Origin of the sequence: Ferrovum sp. PN-J185, from assembly GCF_001581925.1 — a bacterium.
Classification (GTDB): domain Bacteria; phylum Pseudomonadota; class Gammaproteobacteria; order Burkholderiales; family Ferrovaceae; genus PN-J185.
This window is the reverse complement of the sequence record NZ_LQZA01000001.1, coordinates 885,204-902,246: the sequence shown is the minus strand read 5'-3', so window position 1 is coordinate 902,246 and position 17,043 is coordinate 885,204. Positions and strand designations below refer to the sequence as shown.

The following is a 17,043-nucleotide window of genomic DNA, read 5'->3' as shown; positions in this document are numbered from 1 at the left end:
GTTTATGCTTGATAAGATTGTTACTTTCATATCATTCAAAAAGTATACATAGTATCAAACGATAACAAATCAATCATTGTCCCGTTGTAACCACAGCTGTAGTTGTTGAACTGCTACCATTTTGGGTTAATGAACTGGTTGTAGGTGTATTTGTGTTGTTGCTACTACCACCACCGCAATTCGATAAGATAAAAATAGCAATTAAGATAAGAAGTTTATTCATGTGGTTATCTCTTATTGCATTTGACAAACACCACTAAAAGGATCACTGATACCTTGCACTAAAATGGTGTTTCCAGAATTAACTGGTAGTAAATTAAAGGAAAGTGTGTGTCCTGAACCTGCAGTGAAGCTGAGAGTATATGCACCCGTAATATTAGAGTTTGAAGTAACAGTAATGGATTTTGAACCATACGTATTAGATGAAGTTATGCTTCCACTAGAGAAAGTAAGATCCATTGAGCTATAAGTAATAGTATTGTTAGTGAAGTTTATAAGTGCTAAAACATTATATGTCGCACTAGTTGCTCCTGGAGAAATGGGTGGTGTAGCTATCATGCCACAGCTTCCAGTTAAGGCAGCTAAAGCATAAGTAGGATATAGATAGAAGAAAGCGGCTAAAATTAAAAAAAATAATTAATTTTTTTCATTTTATTCTTCCTTTTATATGTGTTCATTTTTGATTTTGCTCTTCGTAAATTAATAAGTCAAATTATATTTATTGTTATATTTCGTATGAAGCAAAACTTTTTTTATTAGGATAAAAATTATTATTAAAGATTTAATCAATAGGATCAATAAATAAATCTTTTTGGTAGTTTTTCGAAGTATTGTGTGGATAATATTCAAATACATTATGTTTTTATTTCGTAACATATAAAGGTGTAGTGTAAGTATTATGGTTAATGTGATGCTAATTTATCCGTGCGTGAGGCTATTAGAATCAAAGGTACACCATATTTTGAACTTGCTCTTGATGATTTAACATTAAATGATAATCAATTACTCGATGCTATGTTGGCCAACCCTATTTTGATTAACAGACCTTTTGTAATCACCGCAAAAGGAACAAGGTTATGCAGACCCTCTGAGATTGTATTAAAGATATTACCTAAGCCTCAGAAAGATACATTTATTAAGGAAGATGGTGAATTAGTCGTTAAAAATGAGGGCTGATATGGATCAACTTGATAATACTTTACCTAATATTTATAAGGACTCATTTAGAGAAATCAATATTACAGATTTTTCTAAAATTGGATCTTCATCACATAAACCTAAATTTCTATTGCTATTTGGTTCTCTAAGAGATCGCTCTTATAGTAAATTTTTAATCCATGAAGCTGCGAGGTTGTTAGTGAAGTTAGGTGGAGAAGTTAAGATATTTGATCCCAAAGGTTTACCCCTACCAGATGGTGCACCTGACACCCATGAGAAAGTTATTGAGTTAAGGGAATTAGCTAATTGGTCAGAAGGTATGGTTTGGTGTTCACCAGAACGACATGGTGCAATGACAGGGATTATGAAAGCCTAAATTGATTGGATTCCTTTGGCACAAGGATCAATAAGACCAACACAAGGTAAAACTCTAGCTTTGATGCAAGTATCGGGAGGTTCTCAGTCATTTAATGCTGTAAACCAAATGAGAATATTAGGACGTTGGATGCGTATTATTACCATACCTAACCAATCTTCTGTGACGAAAGCATTTCAAGAGTTTGATGAATTGGGTAGGATGAAACCTTCGGCTTACTACGACCGTGTAGTTGATGTTATTGAGGAATTGTTTAAATTTACGTTATTAACGCGTGATATTTCTATCTATTTAACTGATAGATATAGTGAACGTCGGGAAATAAATAAAAAAGAGTAGAATTCTTATTCTCCGTATAGATGTGATTAGGTACAAATCTGTACTTTATAAACCAAACTTTTGTTAAGCTAAGTCAAGATCTATCCATCCACGTAGTGAGTTGATAAACCATATTTTTTTGGCAACCAGCAAGTCTTCCTTAAAAAGGATCTTTTCTTTTATAAGAGAGTTCTCTAAAAGTACTTGTCTTAGTATGCCTGGTAATAAACCACTTTCACTACTTGGAGTTAATAACTGACCATCAATTTCTAGAACAATATTACCCTTGGTGAATTCTGTTATTTCACCACGTTCGTTCCAAAGAATTAAATCAAAAAAAACGTCTTTATTTTGTGTAAATAGTTCATCGTAAACTGATCTATCAGTAGTTTTATGTCTAATTCTAAAATCATTTGAAGAAATAGGAGAGGATGCTAATTGCACTTTAGGTGTAATTGGCGTAACAGGTAACTCATAAATCTCCCAACGTGCAATACCATTTTTATGATAGATAAATCGCGCACGATAACTTCCTAATTTTGTTTGTTCATATAACTCATTAATACTCAGATAGTGTGTTTGATTTGGTGGGAAAAAGTTAAGTTCATTTGCTGACTTCTTTAATCTCTCAAAGTGATAATCCCAAAATACACATTTACCATGAATTAGATTGACGGTTTCAAATAATGAGTAGGGAGGTTCTTGGTGTAAGAAATGTATTTTATTATTTATTTCTTTGTATTCATTTGTTGCTTCTGAATCCCAGGTGATACCACTGCCAACACCATAAGTGAGTGAATTATCGTATTTATTATGATAAATAGTCCTAATTGCTACATTAAATAAACCCTGTTGGTTTGGAGCTAAATAACCAATTGCACCACAATAAGGCCCCCTTGGTACACTTTCAAGATTGCTAATAATCTCCATAACCTTTGCTTTGGGGGCGCCTGTAATTGAACCGCAAGGAAATAAGGCGTAAACAATATCTCTGAATCTTATGTTCTCTTGAAGTGTACCTTGGATAGTACTTGTCATTTGTAAGATGTCTTGATAGGTCTCTACTTCAAATAACTTGTTGGTTTTGACTGAGCCTGTTTCGCAAATTTTCGATAAATCATTACGTAATAAATCTACAATCATGACATTTTCAGATTGGTCTTTTTTTGATTGTTGTAATGATTGAATTTGTTCTTGTAATGAATATTGACTGATAAGCGGATGTGTTCCTTTCATCGGCTTTGTTTCTATATATTGATTTGACCAAGTGAAAAATAGTTCTGGAGAAAATGATAATATTGAGAAATCAGAGTGTTCTATAAAAGCACTATACTTAGCTCCTTGACAGTCGATTAATTGATGGTATAACCCTTCAATATCTCCTTCAATTAATTGACTTTTTGCTCTCAAAGTATAGTTAACTTGATAGCAGTCGCCATTTCTTATATGGTTTTTTATGGTATTAATCGATTCAATAAACTCATTAAGGCTTTGTGATAGTTTCCATTGGCTTGTTTTAGCGTGTTTATGTTTTTTTTGGTATTTATTTACCACTAAAGGAGCTTTATAAATACCAAAATAGAGTAGGTATGTGGTCAATCCAGAGTCATAACTTAAAAAGCCAACAACATAGTTTCCTTTTTCCTGTTCACCCTCTAGTTGCGTTAGACAATTATCAATATCTTCATTTCCCTTACAGGCAATTATATTTAGAGGATCTCTAAAATAGAGTCTTTGTGTTACAGATTCATTGATAGGGAAGTCTAAGATAATATTTAAGAAACTATCATTGTTCATGGTGTTGTTTGAATCTTAGTATAATGAAGTTATAGGTTTAATTAAGAGATAATATTCTATTCAAGTTTTTACATTAAGATAGGTTTTTATGCAAAAAGATCCACGTAAAGATTTTAATAAAGAATCCATCAATTGGGACAATGATAATGCAAAAGTGCATATGGCCAATGCTATCGCACAGGCAATGATTGATAGTGGAAGAGTAAACAAATCCCAATCCGCATTAGATTTTGGCTGCGGTACAGGTCTTGTAACCTTGGCTATTTTGCCACATGTGAAATCGATAGTAGGTGTTGATAGCTCAACGGGCATGTTAGAAAGATTAGATGAGAAGATAAAAACTAATCAACTAACTAATATTTCAACCCAGTTTGTAGATTTTGAGCAGGGTACACCTATAGAAGGTTGCTTTGATTTAATTATTAGTAGTATGACTGCTCATCATATTCCAGATACTTTAGAGTTGTTAAAAGAATGGCATCGGGCTTTAGGGCCACAAGGACAAATTTGTTTTGCAGATTTGGATAGTGAAGATGGTTCATTTCATTCAGATAATACAGGCGTCTTTCATTATGGCTTTGATCGAAATATGTTGAAAACATATTGCGAACAAGCTGGATTTGTTAATATTACTGATAGAACTGCTACAACAATAATTAAAGAAGTCGATGGACAAGAAAAAACTTTTCCTATATTTCTTGTTTGTGCAACAAAGGCCGTATAATACTTATAAGACATTAAAACGCTGTGGATATTTGCACAGCGTTTATTTTTTTAGGGACAATATATGAAAATTGTATTAACAATTATTGGTGAAGATCGTGTCGGTATTGTATCTCGAGTAAGTACAAAACTAGCAGACTTTAAAGTAAATATTTTAGATATCAATCAAAATATTCTAAAAGGTTTTTTTAATATGGTTATGATTGCAGAAATGACCGATCAAACACTTACCTTAAAAGAACTACAAAATGAGTTTAATCAATTAGGTGATGAAATAGGCGTGACTGTAAAAATACAACACGCAGATATTTTTATAGCTATGCACAGAATTTAAACCTATTAGAGACTACTATGTTATTACCAAGTGATATATTTGAAACACATCAAATGATTGAAAAAAACAATCTTGATGTGAGAACAATAACCATGGGTATTAGCTTGAGAGCTTGTTCCCATCCAGAGTTAAATGTTCTTTGTAACAATATCTACGATACCATTACTAAACAAGCAGAACATTTAGTACGTGTCGCAGAAGATATTCAAAGTGAGTATGGGATCCCTATTATAAATACCCGTATATCAATTACCCCCATCGCTGTGGTTGCTGAAAGCAGTAAAACAGATACCTATGTTCCTATTGCCGAAACGCTTGATCGTGCTGCTAAAAACCTGGGCATCAACTTTATTGGTGGGTTTTCAGCTCTTGTTGAAAAGAAAGCTACTCCAGGCGATTTGGTTTTAATTAACTCCATTCCTGAAGCAATGGCTGTGACCGAGCATGTTTGTTCATCTGTAAATATTGGCACAAGTAAAGCTGGTATTAATATGGATGCAGTGAGGTTGATGGGTAAAATAATCAAAGATACTGCCTATTTAACCCGTGATAGAGATGCGATTGGCTGCGCTAAGCTTGTTATCTTTGCCAATGCGGTTGAAGATAACCCATTTATGGCAGGCGCTTTCCATGGCATAGGTGAGGGAGAGGCTGCAATTAATGTGGGCGTTAGCGGTCCTGGAGTGGTTAAACAAGCACTTGAATCAGTACGTGGTTTACCCTTTGATGAAGTAGCTGAAAGTATCAAACGTAGCGCTTTCAAGATTACACGGGTAGGACAGTTAGTTGCTCGTGAAGCATCAAGACGTCTCGGTGTGAAGCTTGGGATTATTGATTTATCCCTGGCCCCAACACCGGCAGTTGGTGATAGTGTGGCTTATATTTTAGAAGAAATGGGGCTTGAGAGTTGTGGTGCACCAGGAACCACTGCTGCTTTAGCCTTATTAAATGACGCTGTTAAAAAGGGTGGTTTAATGGCGGCGCAACATGTCGGTGGATTGAGTGGTGCATTTATTCCGGTGAGTGAAGATGCGGGGATGATTGCTGCAGTTGAAAGGGGTAGTTTAACTTTAGAAAAATTAGAAGCCATGACCTGTGTCTGTTCTGTGGGTCTTGATATGATTGCAATACCAGGTGATACCTCAGCTGAAACCTTATCAGGAATTATTGCAGATGAAGCTGCAATTGGAATGATTAATAACAAAACAACAGCAGTGAGATTAATACCTGTTCCAGGAAAAGGAGTAGGGGATCGAGTTGAATTTGGTGGGTTACTTGGTCATTGCCCAATAATTCCCGTCAATACCTTTGGCAATTATGATTTTATTCAACGAGGGGGGAGAATTCCTGCTCCCCTAAGAAGTTTAACTAACTAATAGTTAGTTTTGAGTTGAGTTTTTTCTGCCTACCATTCGTTGGTAGAGGGCTATGCTCTCACCAACGATCCCTTTTCTGAATATCAGTACACATACAACAAATATGATACCCATAATCACGGTTACCATATCCCCCGCACTATCAGCCAGTTGATCTTCTAAACCAATAATAATAGTTGAACCTACGACAGGTCCTAAAATGGTACCAATACCACCAAAAATTGTCATAAGAACTACATCACCTGACATATGCCAATGAACATCAGTCAGTGTTGCAAAGTTAAACACCAACATTTTTAATATACCAGCGAAGCCTGAAATCGAAGCAGAGAGTACAAAGGCCAATAATTTATACTTTGATACGTCATAACCTAAAGAAATAGCTCTTGGTTCGTTTTCTCGAATAGCTTTTAATACTTGACCAAAGGGAGAGTGGATAGTGCGATAAATGAGCAGGAAGGCAAAAATAAAGCCTGCTAATATAACGTAATAGAGAGTTAAATCGTTCTGCAAAGACAAGCCAAACAAATTTCCCCTTGGGATACCTTGCATACCATCTTCACCACCAGTGATTGGCGCTTCCAAACAGATAAAGTAGATCATCTGAGCAAGGGCTAAAGTAACCATGGCAAAGTAGATACCTTGTCGACTAATTGCTAATAGTCCAACAAGCCAACCTAACAATGCTGTAAAGAAGACCCCACCTATTACTCCGATGACAGTCGGTAATTCTAAATTTTTAATTAAGTATCCGGCAATATAGGCAGCCCCACCAAAAAAGGCAGCGTGGCCAAAGGATAAGAGGCCAGAAAAACCTAATAATAGATTAAAAGCGCAAGCGAAAATGGCGAAGCACAGTATTTTCATTAACAGTACTGGATAGATAAAATGAGGGAGTATTAATCCAATTGCTAATAAAACAAGATAAATAATTGTGCGCATCATTTTTCACGTCCAAATAAACCAGCAGGTCTAAAGATTAGAACAATTGCCATAATAATGAATACAACTGTTGATGAGAGCGGGGGATAAAATACTTTGGTTAAGCCCTCAATAATACCAAGACCCAGACCTGAAATAATTGCTCCTGAAATAGAGCCCATTCCGCCAATAACTACTACCGCAAAAACAATAATAATTAAGTGTGAACCCATTAATGGACTAACTTGATATATGGGAGCGGCCATCACCCCAGCAAAACCAGCTAACGCCACACCAAATCCATAGGTGAGCATAACCATTAAAGGAACATTAATGCCGAAGGCTTGTGTGAGTTTAGGGTTTTCAGTTGCAGCTCTTAAATAGGAACCTAAACGGGTTTTTTCAACCATAAACCAGGTAAGTACACAAACAATTAGAGATAAGAAAATTACCCACAAGCGATATTTGGGAATAACCATGAAACCTAAATTTACCGGTCCATCTAGAATTTCTGGTATGTCATAGGTTTCACCACTCACGCCAAATTTGCTTCTAAAGTAGCCTTCAAAAATCAAGGCAAGACCAAATGTGAGTAACAAACCATATAAATGATCAACTTGGTATAACCATTTGAGTAATAGTCGTTCAATAATCACACCGATTAGTCCTAAGATAATCGGTGTAATGATTAATGCTTCAAAATAACCAATGTTGAATTGTGATAGGAGCATCCATGCACAAAATGCTCCTATCATGTACAACGCCCCATGAGCAAAATTAATAATATTCAACATGCCGAATATGACGGCTAAACCAAGACTGAGTAGAGCGTAAAACGACCCGTTAACTAGCCCTAGCATTAATTGACTGTACAGTGCCATAAGGGGCACGCCGAATATCTCAATCATTTTTTAACCAATGGGCAAGTTGATTGGCTTAAGGGCTGAAATGCTTCAGCAGCAGGGATTGTTGCCAAAATATTATAGTAATCCCATGGGTATTTTGATTCGGATGGTTTTTTAACTTGTGCTAGGTACATGTCATAAACCATACGTCCGTCTTCACGAATATGACCATTTTGTGCATAGAAGTCATTGATAGGAGTTTTCTTCATCTGAGTCATCACTGTTTTTGTGTCATCTGACCCAGTAGCCTGAACTGCCTCTAAATAATGCATCACAGCAGAGTAAACCCCTGCTTGGTTCATACTTGGCATTTTATGCATTTTCTCAAAGTAACGTTTTGAAAAGGCTCGTGATTCAGGTGTACGGTCCCAATAAAATCCAGTGGTCAAGTACATTCCTTGTGTTTGTTTTAAGCCAACACTATTAACATCACTAATAAAAATGAGTAGAGCTGCTAAATGTTGTTTTGGGGTGATACCAAATTCTGCCGCTTGTTTGATAGAGTTGATGGTGTCGTCACCCGCGTTTGCAAGACCTACAATCTGTGCTCCTGACGCTTGTGCTTTTAATAAATAAGAGGATAAATCACGGCTAGGGAAGGGATGAGATACGGAACCTAATACTTGTCCGCCCGCAGCTTTGATGGCTTTAGTTGCATCATTTTCAAGTGAATGACCAAAGACATAATCAGCAGTTAAAAAGAACCAGGTTTTTCCACCTTGTTTTACAACTGCTTTGGCTGTTCCCTGACCTGTGGCGTAAGTATCGTATACATAATGAACAGTCACGTCATTACAACCTTCATTGGTGATTTTCGATGAACCAGCACCAGTGATAATAACAATTTTATTTTTTTCTTTAGCTACTTTCATGGCAGAGAGGCCGGCAATACTGCTAACAAGATCGGTGATCATGTCAACATGTTCACGATCAAACCATTCTCTGGCTTTATTCGAAGTAATATCAGCTTTGTCCTGATGATCAGCGGTAACCATGTCAATTTTGAATTTAGGATGATATTTACTTTCAAAATCACTAATGGCCATTTGTGTTGCGGTAATTGAACCCTTTCCAGAAAAATCAGAATAAGGGCCGGACATATCTGTTAATACGCCAATTTTCACCACATTATCTGAAATTTGCGCCTGGGCAGATTGTTGCACACCAAGAGCCAGCAATGATGCGACAACGATTGATTTTAGGGTTGATTTTTTGTACTTGGTCATGAATGACTCCTCCTTGTCGTTAAACACCTAATAATTCAAACATCTCATTTTGTTTTGATGCAAGTTCTTCTTGCTTAACTTCCATACATACTTGCCCATGTTCTATAATTACCATACGATCAGCAAGAGGCGCTGCAAATTTAAAGTTCTGTTCCACTAATACAATAGTGAATCCCTTACTTTTAAGCGCTGTGATAATTTCTGCTAAGCGGTCAACAATTACAGGGGCTAGTCCTTCTGAGATTTCATCTAGTAGCAGTAACTTGGCCCCTGTTCTTAATATCCTTGCCATGGCTAGCATTTGTTGTTCACCACCTGACATTCTGGTACCTTGACTATGACGTCTTTCTTTAAGATTAGGAAACATGTCATAAATTTCTTCTAAGCTCATTCCGCCGGAACTGACAATCGGAGGCATGAGAAGATTTTCCTCACAAGAGAGTGAAGAATAGATGCCTCTTTCTTCAGGACAGTAACCAATACCAAGTTGTGCGATTTTATGAGTAGCGAGTTTTATTGTTTCAGTGCCATTCACTGTAATAGAGCCAGAGCGTTTACCCGTTAAGCCCATAATCGCTCTAAGGGTTGTTGTTCGTCCGGCACCATTTCTGCCTAGAAGTGATAAACATTCCCCACGTTTAACGTCAAAGTTGATACCGTGTAGGATGTGTGATTCGCCATAGTAGGCATGTAAGTTTTTTACATCTAAATAAACTGGTTCACTCATGGACTGATTCCGTTGCTTGGGTTCCCATATAAGCTGTCATCACTTCTGGATTGGTGGATATAGTCTGATAGTCACCTTCAGCTAAAACGCTACCACGTGATAAAACAGTAATACTGTCAGAGATACCAGATACAACTTTCATGTTGTGTTCAACCATTAGTATGGTTCTTCCAGAAGAAACGGATTTAATTAGCTTCATCACATGATCAACGTCTTCATGTCCCATACCTTGTGTGGGTTCATCAAGTAACATGAGTTCTGGTTCAAGTGCTAGAGTGGTAGCAATCTCTAACGCTCTTTTTCTACCATAAGGCAATTCAACAGCTAATTGTTTGTGAAATGATTCAAGTTCAACAGCGTGGAGTAATTCAAGTGCCTTTTGATTTAAATCATTTAAAGATTCTTCAGAACGCCAAAACTGAAAACTGGTTTTTCTTTTACTTTGAAGGGCAATTCGTACGTTTTCTAAAAGTGTTAAATGAGGAAAAACAGCGGAGATTTGAAAGGATCTAACAATGCCGCGACGCGCAATTTCTGCTGGCTTTTGCTTTGTTATATCCTCTGAATTAAAGAAAATTGATCCTTCAGTTGGATCAAGAAATTTTGTTAACAGATTGAAACAAGTGGTTTTACCTGCACCATTGGGGCCAATTAATGCGTGAATGTTGCCGCGCAATATTTTTAGGCTTACATCGTTGACAGCAACAAACCCTTTAAAGCTTTTTGTCAGGTGTTGTGTGGTTAAAATATAGTCATTATTTTTATCAGTCATTGCTACACCCAAATGCAAAATCTACATAAGCATACCCGAAATATTTCAAATTTTGTATAATTAATGGTTAAGTAATTTTAGATAACGTGAAAAAGGTCTCTCGATGGAAACAACACAAGCTAATGGTCTGGAAAGATCGCTCAATTTAACTATACCTCTCAACCAGTTGCAAGAGGAGGTAGCCAAGCGTCTTAAGCATCTTTCTAAAACAGCAAAGATGCAAGGTTTCCGTCCTGGAAAAGTTCCTTTATCCATTTTAGAAAAACAATATGGCGGTCAATTGCACCAAGAAGCATTGGGTGATTTAGCTCAAAATCAGTTTTTTATGGCCATTAAAGAAAATAACTTTAAAGTGGCTGGATATCCAAGTTTTGATGCAAATCCCGACCATAAAGAAGAGTCTACAATTGGTTTGGTAGCAAGGTTTGAGGTGTTTCCTGATATTACCATTGGAAATTTAAAGGAAGTAACCATTAACCGTCCCGTTACCGAAGTAACCGACGCTGATATTGATCGCACTCTTGATATTTTAAGAAAACAAAGAGTGAGTTACACGATCGTTGATCGCCAAGCGCAAAATGATGATCAGGTTGTCATTGATTTCAAAGGGTTTATTGGTGACGAGCCATTTCAAGGTGGAGAAGCAGATAACTATCAATTGGTATTAGGGCAAAATCAATTTCTTCCTGATTTTGAAGCCAATGTTATCGGCATGAAACAGGGTGAATCAAAAAGTTTTGACTTAACTTTCCCTGAAGATTATCAAGCTACCAACTTAGCAGGTAAAACCGTACGTTTTGATGTTAAAGTTCATGAGGTAAAAGAGCCAGTATTACCTCCTGTTGATGAAGAGTTTGCCCGTTCTGTTGGTATTCAAGACGGTGATGTATCGAAATTACGCGCTGAAATGAAAAAAAATCTTGAACGTGAGGTTAAAAATAGAATCAAATCTCAAGTTAAAGATCAAGTAATGCAGGCATTGCTAGATAAAACCCTAATTGACGTACCACAATTTTCATTGTCTCAGGAAGTGCAGCGATTGAGACAAAATACTTTAGCAGATCTAGAAAGCAGGACTGGGAAGAAACAATCTTTAGATTTACCAGACTCGTTATTCGTAGATCAAGCTAAAAGACGGGTGTCCTTAGGGTTGATTTTGGGGGAAATCATTAATTCCCAATCAATTTCCTCAAAGCCTGAACAAGTGAGAGCGTTAATTGAAGAAATGGCCAGTGCTTACGAACAACCTGATGAAATTGTTCGTTGGTATTATCAACAAAAAGATAGATTACAAGAGGCTGAAACGGTTGTTCTAGAGGATAATGTAGTTGAATGGGTATGTGCTCAAGTCAATACTGTTGATGCGCCAACAAGTTTTGAAGATCTTGTTGGAAAACAATAATTAAATTAGGAATCAATAAGATGTCTGATTATTTTAAGGTAAACCCTCAAGCTTTGGGATTAGTCCCCATGGTCGTAGAACAAAGTGGCCGTGGAGAAAGAGCTTATGATATTTACTCTAGATTACTTAAAGAGAGAGTGATTTTTCTGGTCGGTCCAGTCACTGATGACACAGCTAATTTGGTTGTCGCTCAATTACTGTTTTTAGAATCAGAAAATCCTGATAAAGATATTAACTTATATATTAACTCTCCAGGGGGGTCTGTATCAGCCGGGCTCGCAATTTATGACACAATGCAGTTCATAAAGGCTGATGTTAGTACAACTTGTATGGGGATTGCAGCGAGTATGGGTGCCTTTTTGTTGGCAGCTGGTCAAAAGGGTAAACGTTTTACTCTCCCCAATGCGCGTGTAATGATTCACCAGCCCTCGGGTGGTGCGCAAGGTCAAGCATCTGATATAGAGATACAAGCAAAAGAAATTCTATATTTAAGACGTCGTCTTAATGAAATGATGAGCTTACATACAGGCCAACCTCTTGAAATTATTGAGAAAGATACGGATAGAGATAACTTTATGAGTGCTGATGAAGCATTGAAGTATGGATTGGTTGATCAAATTATTGAGAAACGTAGTCAAATTGGTTCGTGATATTTATTTGATATCGCGCTACACTGTTTTTGAAGAGATTTTATAAGGAATGGGTTTATGACCGATAAAGCTGGCGGCGAAAAAATCCTATATTGCTCATTTTGTGGCAAAAGCCAACATGAAGTAAGAAAGTTAATAGCTGGCCCCTCTGTGTTTATATGTGATGAGTGTATTGAGTTATGTAACGACATCATTAGAGAAGAAATACAGGGTGCTGAGGTAAAAAGTACTAAAACAGAATTGCCTACGCCTCAAGAAATAGCCGATATTCTTGATCAGTATGTGATTGATCAGAAAATGGCTAAAAAGACATTGGCTGTAGCTGTTTACAATCATTACAAGCGGCTACGTAATGAAAGTAAAGAGAAAGAGGTGGAATTAGCTAAAAGTAATATTTTATTAATTGGGCCTACAGGCTCTGGTAAAACATTACTTGCGCAAACCTTGGCAAGATTACTTAATGTTCCTTTTGTAATCGCTGATGCGACCACGTTAACTGAGGCGGGGTATGTGGGTGAGGATGTTGAGAACATCATCCAAAAACTACTTCAAAAATGTGATTACGATGTTGAAAAAGCTCAAAAAGGGATCGTTTACATTGATGAGATAGATAAAATTTCACGTAAATCTGATAATCCTTCAATTACAAGAGATGTATCTGGTGAGGGTGTGCAGCAAGCTTTACTTAAATTAATCGAAGGGACTATTGCATCGGTTCCTCCGCAGGGTGGTAGAAAGCATCCAAATCAAGAGTTTGTACAAGTGGATACGACAAATATCTTATTCATTTGTGGCGGTGCTTTTGGTGGATTAGAGCGGATAATTCGTGAACGTTCAGAAAAGGGTGGTATTGGATTCTCAGCTGAGGTATCAAGTAAAGATGCTAGAGAAAACAGTGAGTTACTGCATGAAGTTGAACCAGAGGATTTAATTAAGTTTGGGTTAATACCTGAGTTTGTTGGTCGTTTACCTGTGGTTGCTACGCTTGAAGAATTACATGAAAATGCCTTGGTTAGAATTCTTACCGAACCTAAAAACGCACTCACTAAACAGTATCAAAAACTGTTTGCCATGGAGAATGTGGATTTAGAGTTTAGGGAAGAAGCATTACATGCCATTGCTAAAAAAGCACTACAAAGACGAACTGGTGCCAGAGGATTACGTTCGATTATTGAACATGCCTTACTTGATACGATGTTTGATCTTCCATCAATGGAAAATGTCAGTAAAGTTGTAATTGACGAAGCAACTGTACAATCAGAAGGGTCTCCCTTATTGATTTATGCAGACCAACAAAAGGTAGCTGGGGTTTAACTTTCTCTATTGAAAAAGGGATAGGCAGTCCCCATCTGCCTTATAGTTACAATTTACATTCGGGAGTCCATCATGACCTCTTTATCTGAAACCCCCATCAGCCGTACTGAATTTCCATTACTTCCATTACGTGACGTGGTGGTTTTCCCCCATATGGTAATCCCGCTTTTTGTTGGGCGACAAAAATCAATTAAGGCCCTGGAAACCGCAATGGAGCAGGGTAAAAGTATTTTGTTGGTTGCCCAAAAATCGGCAGCTAATGACGAGCCTAAACCTGAAGAGTTGTTTCATGTAGGAAGCTTGGCCAGTATTTTACAGATGTTGAAATTACCAGATGGCACGGTCAAAGTACTTGTTGAGGGCGTTAATCGTGCGAATGTTACGGATGTCATTGATATCAAGACACATTTTGTAGGTGGGGCAGTTGTTGTTGAAAAGCAGGTTACAGATGACCCTGAGGTTGAGGCGATGCGCCGTACCTTGTTGGCTCAATTTGACCAGTATGTAAAACTGAATAAAAAAATCCCACCTGAAGTCATGACTTCTTTCTCGAGTATTGATGAAGCAGGACGTTTAGCAGATACAATTGCGGCTCATTTGCCGTTAAAACTTGAGCAGAAACAGCAAATCCTTGAAATGTTTGATATTCAAGAGCGCTTAGAACACTTACTCACTGTTCTAGAAAGTGAAATTGATATTTTACAGGTTGAAAAACGTATTCGTGGACGTGTTAAACGTCAAATGGAAAAAAGCCAACGTGAGTATTATTTAAACGAACAGGTTAAAGCGATTCAAAAAGAATTAGGTGACAGCGAAGAAGGCGCTGATTTAGAGGAACTTGATAAAAAAATCAAGGCTGCCCATATGCCTAAAGAGGCAAGAACTAAGGCAGAGGCCGAGCTTAAAAAATTACGTCTCATGTCCCCTATGTCGGCAGAAGCAACCGTTGTTAGAAACTACATTGATGCGTTAATTGGTTTGCCTTGGAAGAAAAAAACCAAAGTTAGTAATGATTTAGGTGCTTGCGAAAAAGTGCTTGATGTTGATCATTACGGTCTTGATAAGGTTAAGGAGCGTATCGTCGAGTATCTGGCAGTTCAAACACGAGTCGATAAGGTAAAAGCCCCCATATTATGTTTAGTAGGCCCACCTGGTGTTGGTAAAACATCTCTTGGTCAGTCCATTGCACGTGCAACAAATAGAAAGTTTGTACGTATGGCATTAGGTGGAATGAGGGATGAGGCTGAAATCAGAGGACACAGACGTACATACATTGGGGCCATGCCTGGAAAAATCCTCCAAAATATGACTAAAGTTGGGGTGAAAAATCCTCTGTTTTTACTCGATGAAGTAGATAAATTAGGACAAGATTTTCGTGGCGACCCATCGTCAGCTTTACTGGAAGTGTTAGATCCTGAACAAAATAATGCTTTTACCGATCATTATGTTGAGGTTGAATATGACCTGTCAGACGTAATGTTTGTGGCAACTGCTAACACACTCAATATTCCTGCTCCTCTGCTAGATCGAATGGAAGTTATTCGCTTATCTGGTTATACCGAGGATGAAAAGGTCAATATTGCACGTAAATACCTATTACCAAAACAACTCAAGGCAAACGGGTTACGTGAAGAAGAGCTTCATATGTCCGATTCGGCACTACGTGAAATTGTTCAATACTATACTCGTGAGGCAGGAGTACGATCTCTTGAACGAGAAATCGCAAAGATATGTCGTAAGGTGGTGAAATTCTTACTACTTAATAAGAAAACTTCAGAAGTTAATATCACACCTAAAAATATTCAAAAATATTTAGGTGTTCATCGTTACAGCTTTGGCTTAGCTGAAAAAAATAATCAAGTTGGCCTTGTAACTGGGCTTGCTTGGACTGAGGTGGGTGGTGAGCTACTCACTATTGAAGCAGTGAAATTACCAGGAAAAGGAAAAATGACCACAACTGGTAAGTTGGGTGAAGTGATGCAAGAGTCGATTCAAGCTGCATTAAGTGTAGTGAGAAGTCGAGCCAAATCTTTGGCCATTGCTGAGGATTTCTATGAAAAGGCAGACATTCACATTCACTTACCTGAAGGAGCAACGCCTAAAGATGGTCCTTCTGCTGGAATTGCCATTACTACAGCCATGGTTTCCGTACTTACAGGAATCCCTGTAAGGGCTGATGTGGCGATGACAGGTGAAATTACTCTTCGTGGTGAAGTGCTGCCAATTGGTGGGCTAAAAGAAAAGCTGTTGGCTGCGCATCGTGGCGGTATTAAAACCGTATTAATACCTGATGAAAATGAAAAAGACTTAACAGAAATTCCTGATAACGTAAAAGCCAAATTAGACATTCATTGTGTTAAATGGATAGATCAGGTACTTGCTATTGCTCTGGAGCATTTGCCTGTGGTTGAAGTGGCGACAGATGATGGAGTTACTACCAAATCTGCGTTAGCAGAATCTATTGCCCCCTCAATAAAACATTAATAGAGTATTAATTCCCCCCATCCAAGGGATGGGGGGAGTTAATTAATATGCTCCGAAAACTCAGCCTTATTGTATTAATAAGTGTAGTTAACTTGGCCTATGCTGGCTCTAATTTAACTGGTGTATGGCAGACCTTTAACGAACAACACCAACCTAATTCACTTGTTGAAATTACCGAGCAACAAGGACAGTTAGTTGGAAAAGTAATCTTAATTTATCCCGAACAAGAGCATGATAGTAATCCAGTTTGCGATAAATGTAAGGGTATAAACCATAATAGACCAGTACTGGGTATGACTATTTTATGGGGATTTAGTCTTCATAACGGCCAAGAGGGATATATTCTCGACCCTGAAACAGGTAATGTCTATCATGCAACATTAACGCTTCAACACAATCAATTGTTAGTACGTGGTTATATCGGTATGCCTTTATTCGGAAGAAGTGTAATTTGGTCTCGTATTCGCTGATACTACAATAGATAAAACTTATATTCAGCTAAGTATATTTATCTATGATAGAAGTAATAATCATAGACAACAATAATTATTATTATTTTA

16 protein-coding genes and 2 pseudogenes are annotated in these 17,043 nt (G+C 37.4%); 11 read left to right on the top strand and 7 right to left on the bottom strand.

Going from position 1 to position 17,043, the window contains the following annotated elements; translation table 11 throughout:
- Nucleotides 1-73 precede the first annotated feature (73 nt).
- A complete protein-coding gene (locus tag FV185_RS09545) occupies nt 74-223 on the bottom strand; it encodes a hypothetical protein (protein WP_156474171.1) in 150 nt (49 codons plus the stop codon).
- Between the two features lie 63 nt (nt 224-286).
- Here FV185_RS09545 and FV185_RS04360 point away from each other — a divergent pair, with 63 nt between their 5' ends.
- The 3 genes and pseudogenes from FV185_RS04360 (at nt 287) to arsH (ending at nt 1,873) form a co-directional block, all read left to right on the top strand.
- Nucleotides 287-469 carry a hypothetical protein gene (locus FV185_RS04360; protein WP_067493944.1) on the top strand — a complete coding sequence of 61 codons (183 nt, stop codon included), beginning with the start codon at nt 287-289 and terminating at the stop codon, nt 467-469.
- A gap of 440 nt (nt 470-909) precedes the next feature.
- Nucleotides 910-1,176 (top strand): annotated as a pseudogene (locus FV185_RS04355) (ArsC/Spx/MgsR family protein); the annotation flags it as partial.
- A gap of 1 nt (nt 1,177) precedes the next feature.
- Nucleotides 1,178-1,873 (top strand): annotated as a pseudogene (arsH, locus tag FV185_RS04350) (arsenical resistance protein ArsH).
- A 63-nt stretch (nt 1,874-1,936) separates the two neighbouring features.
- Here arsH and pabB read toward each other — a convergent pair.
- Nucleotides 1,937-3,649 (bottom strand): aminodeoxychorismate synthase component I, encoded by a 1,713-nt coding sequence (gene pabB / locus FV185_RS04345; RefSeq protein ID WP_067493941.1) that lies wholly within the window; start codon nt 3,647-3,649, stop codon nt 1,937-1,939.
- 88 nt (nt 3,650-3,737) lie between these two features.
- Between pabB and FV185_RS04340 the strand changes: the two genes are divergently transcribed.
- The 3 genes from FV185_RS04340 to FV185_RS04330 all read left to right on the top strand — a co-directional run bounded on the left by FV185_RS04340 (nt 3,738) and on the right by FV185_RS04330 (nt 6,082).
- Nucleotides 3,738-4,373, top strand: a complete 636-nt coding sequence (locus FV185_RS04340) for a class I SAM-dependent methyltransferase (protein WP_067493938.1) — start codon at nt 3,738-3,740, stop codon at nt 4,371-4,373.
- Between the two features lie 63 nt (nt 4,374-4,436).
- Entirely contained in the window at nt 4,437-4,706 is a 270-nt protein-coding gene (locus FV185_RS04335) for an ACT domain-containing protein (protein WP_067493936.1), read from the top strand.
- Between the two features lie 17 nt (nt 4,707-4,723).
- Nucleotides 4,724-6,082, top strand: a complete 1,359-nt coding sequence (locus tag FV185_RS04330) for a PFL family protein (RefSeq protein WP_067493933.1) — start codon at nt 4,724-4,726, stop codon at nt 6,080-6,082.
- Between the two features lie 3 nt (nt 6,083-6,085).
- On the opposite strand, the gene FV185_RS04325 is transcribed toward FV185_RS04330, so the two are convergent.
- From FV185_RS04325 to FV185_RS04305, 5 genes are read right to left on the bottom strand one after another with little or no spacing between them, the layout of a single operon-like run.
- Entirely contained in the window at nt 6,086-7,024 is a 939-nt protein-coding gene (locus FV185_RS04325; protein WP_082787021.1) for a branched-chain amino acid ABC transporter permease, read from the bottom strand.
- Entirely contained in the window at nt 7,024-7,911 is an 888-nt protein-coding gene (locus FV185_RS04320) for a branched-chain amino acid ABC transporter permease (RefSeq protein WP_156474169.1), read from the bottom strand. The genes FV185_RS04325 and FV185_RS04320 overlap by 1 nt, the downstream gene beginning before the upstream one ends.
- The gene (locus FV185_RS04315) at nt 7,908-9,134 is read right to left on the bottom strand and encodes an ABC transporter substrate-binding protein (protein WP_067493927.1); all 1,227 of its coding nucleotides are present in this window, start codon (nt 9,132-9,134) and stop codon (nt 7,908-7,910) included. Before FV185_RS04315 ends, FV185_RS04320 begins: the two co-directional genes overlap by 4 nt.
- Nucleotides 9,135-9,153: 19 nt before the next feature.
- The gene (locus tag FV185_RS04310; protein ID WP_067493923.1) at nt 9,154-9,861 is read right to left on the bottom strand and encodes an ABC transporter ATP-binding protein; all 708 of its coding nucleotides are present in this window, start codon (nt 9,859-9,861) and stop codon (nt 9,154-9,156) included.
- The gene (locus FV185_RS04305) at nt 9,854-10,633 is read right to left on the bottom strand and encodes an ABC transporter ATP-binding protein (RefSeq protein ID WP_067493920.1); all 780 of its coding nucleotides are present in this window, start codon (nt 10,631-10,633) and stop codon (nt 9,854-9,856) included. Before FV185_RS04305 ends, FV185_RS04310 begins: the two co-directional genes overlap by 8 nt.
- Before the next feature lie 103 nt (nt 10,634-10,736).
- Between FV185_RS04305 and tig the strand changes: the two genes are divergently transcribed.
- The 5 genes from tig to FV185_RS04280 all read left to right on the top strand — a co-directional run bounded on the left by tig (nt 10,737) and on the right by FV185_RS04280 (nt 16,953).
- Nucleotides 10,737-12,035: a trigger factor gene (gene tig / locus FV185_RS04300; RefSeq protein ID WP_067493917.1), complete on the top strand. Its 1,299-nt coding sequence runs from the start codon at nt 10,737-10,739 to the stop codon at nt 12,033-12,035.
- 20 nt (nt 12,036-12,055) lie between these two features.
- Nucleotides 12,056-12,685, top strand: a complete 630-nt coding sequence (gene clpP, locus FV185_RS04295; protein WP_067493914.1) for an ATP-dependent Clp endopeptidase proteolytic subunit ClpP — start codon at nt 12,056-12,058, stop codon at nt 12,683-12,685.
- 57 nt (nt 12,686-12,742) lie between these two features.
- Nucleotides 12,743-13,999: an ATP-dependent Clp protease ATP-binding subunit ClpX gene (clpX, locus tag FV185_RS04290; protein WP_067493911.1), complete on the top strand. Its 1,257-nt coding sequence runs from the start codon at nt 12,743-12,745 to the stop codon at nt 13,997-13,999.
- 72 nt (nt 14,000-14,071) lie between these two features.
- Nucleotides 14,072-16,483 (top strand): endopeptidase La, encoded by a 2,412-nt coding sequence (lon, locus tag FV185_RS04285; RefSeq protein ID WP_067493908.1) that lies wholly within the window; start codon nt 14,072-14,074, stop codon nt 16,481-16,483.
- 47 nt (nt 16,484-16,530) lie between these two features.
- Nucleotides 16,531-16,953 carry a DUF2147 domain-containing protein gene (locus FV185_RS04280; RefSeq protein ID WP_067493902.1) on the top strand — a complete coding sequence of 141 codons (423 nt, stop codon included), beginning with the start codon at nt 16,531-16,533 and terminating at the stop codon, nt 16,951-16,953.
- The last annotated feature ends 90 nt before the right edge of the window (nt 16,954-17,043 follow it).

Excerpts from the sequence above, each read along its gene's own strand:
- FV185_RS09545 (WP_156474171.1), bottom strand. The coding sequence starts at position 223 with ATGAATAAACTTCTTATCTTAATTGCTATTTTTATCTTATCGAATTGC.
- FV185_RS04360 (WP_067493944.1), top strand. The coding sequence starts at position 287 with ATGGTGTTTCCAGAATTAACTGGTAGTAAATTAAAGGAAAGTGTGTGT.
- pabB (WP_067493941.1), bottom strand. The coding sequence starts at position 3,649 with ATGAACAATGATAGTTTCTTAAATATTATCTTAGACTTCCCTATCAAT.
- FV185_RS04340 (WP_067493938.1), top strand. The coding sequence starts at position 3,738 with ATGCAAAAAGATCCACGTAAAGATTTTAATAAAGAATCCATCAATTGG.
- FV185_RS04335 (WP_067493936.1), top strand. The coding sequence starts at position 4,437 with ATGAAAATTGTATTAACAATTATTGGTGAAGATCGTGTCGGTATTGTA.
- FV185_RS04330 (WP_067493933.1), top strand. The coding sequence starts at position 4,724 with ATGTTATTACCAAGTGATATATTTGAAACACATCAAATGATTGAAAAA.
- FV185_RS04325 (WP_082787021.1), bottom strand. The coding sequence starts at position 7,024 with ATGCGCACAATTATTTATCTTGTTTTATTAGCAATTGGATTAATACTC.
- FV185_RS04320 (WP_156474169.1), bottom strand. The coding sequence starts at position 7,911 with ATGATTGAGATATTCGGCGTGCCCCTTATGGCACTGTACAGTCAATTA.
- FV185_RS04315 (WP_067493927.1), bottom strand. The coding sequence starts at position 9,134 with ATGACCAAGTACAAAAAATCAACCCTAAAATCAATCGTTGTCGCATCA.
- FV185_RS04310 (WP_067493923.1), bottom strand. The coding sequence starts at position 9,861 with ATGAGTGAACCAGTTTATTTAGATGTAAAAAACTTACATGCCTACTAT.
- FV185_RS04305 (WP_067493920.1), bottom strand. The coding sequence starts at position 10,633 with ATGACTGATAAAAATAATGACTATATTTTAACCACACAACACCTGACA.
- tig (WP_067493917.1), top strand. The coding sequence starts at position 10,737 with ATGGAAACAACACAAGCTAATGGTCTGGAAAGATCGCTCAATTTAACT.
- clpP (WP_067493914.1), top strand. The coding sequence starts at position 12,056 with ATGTCTGATTATTTTAAGGTAAACCCTCAAGCTTTGGGATTAGTCCCC.
- clpX (WP_067493911.1), top strand. The coding sequence starts at position 12,743 with ATGACCGATAAAGCTGGCGGCGAAAAAATCCTATATTGCTCATTTTGT.
- lon (WP_067493908.1), top strand. The coding sequence starts at position 14,072 with ATGACCTCTTTATCTGAAACCCCCATCAGCCGTACTGAATTTCCATTA.
- FV185_RS04280 (WP_067493902.1), top strand. The coding sequence starts at position 16,531 with ATGCTCCGAAAACTCAGCCTTATTGTATTAATAAGTGTAGTTAACTTG.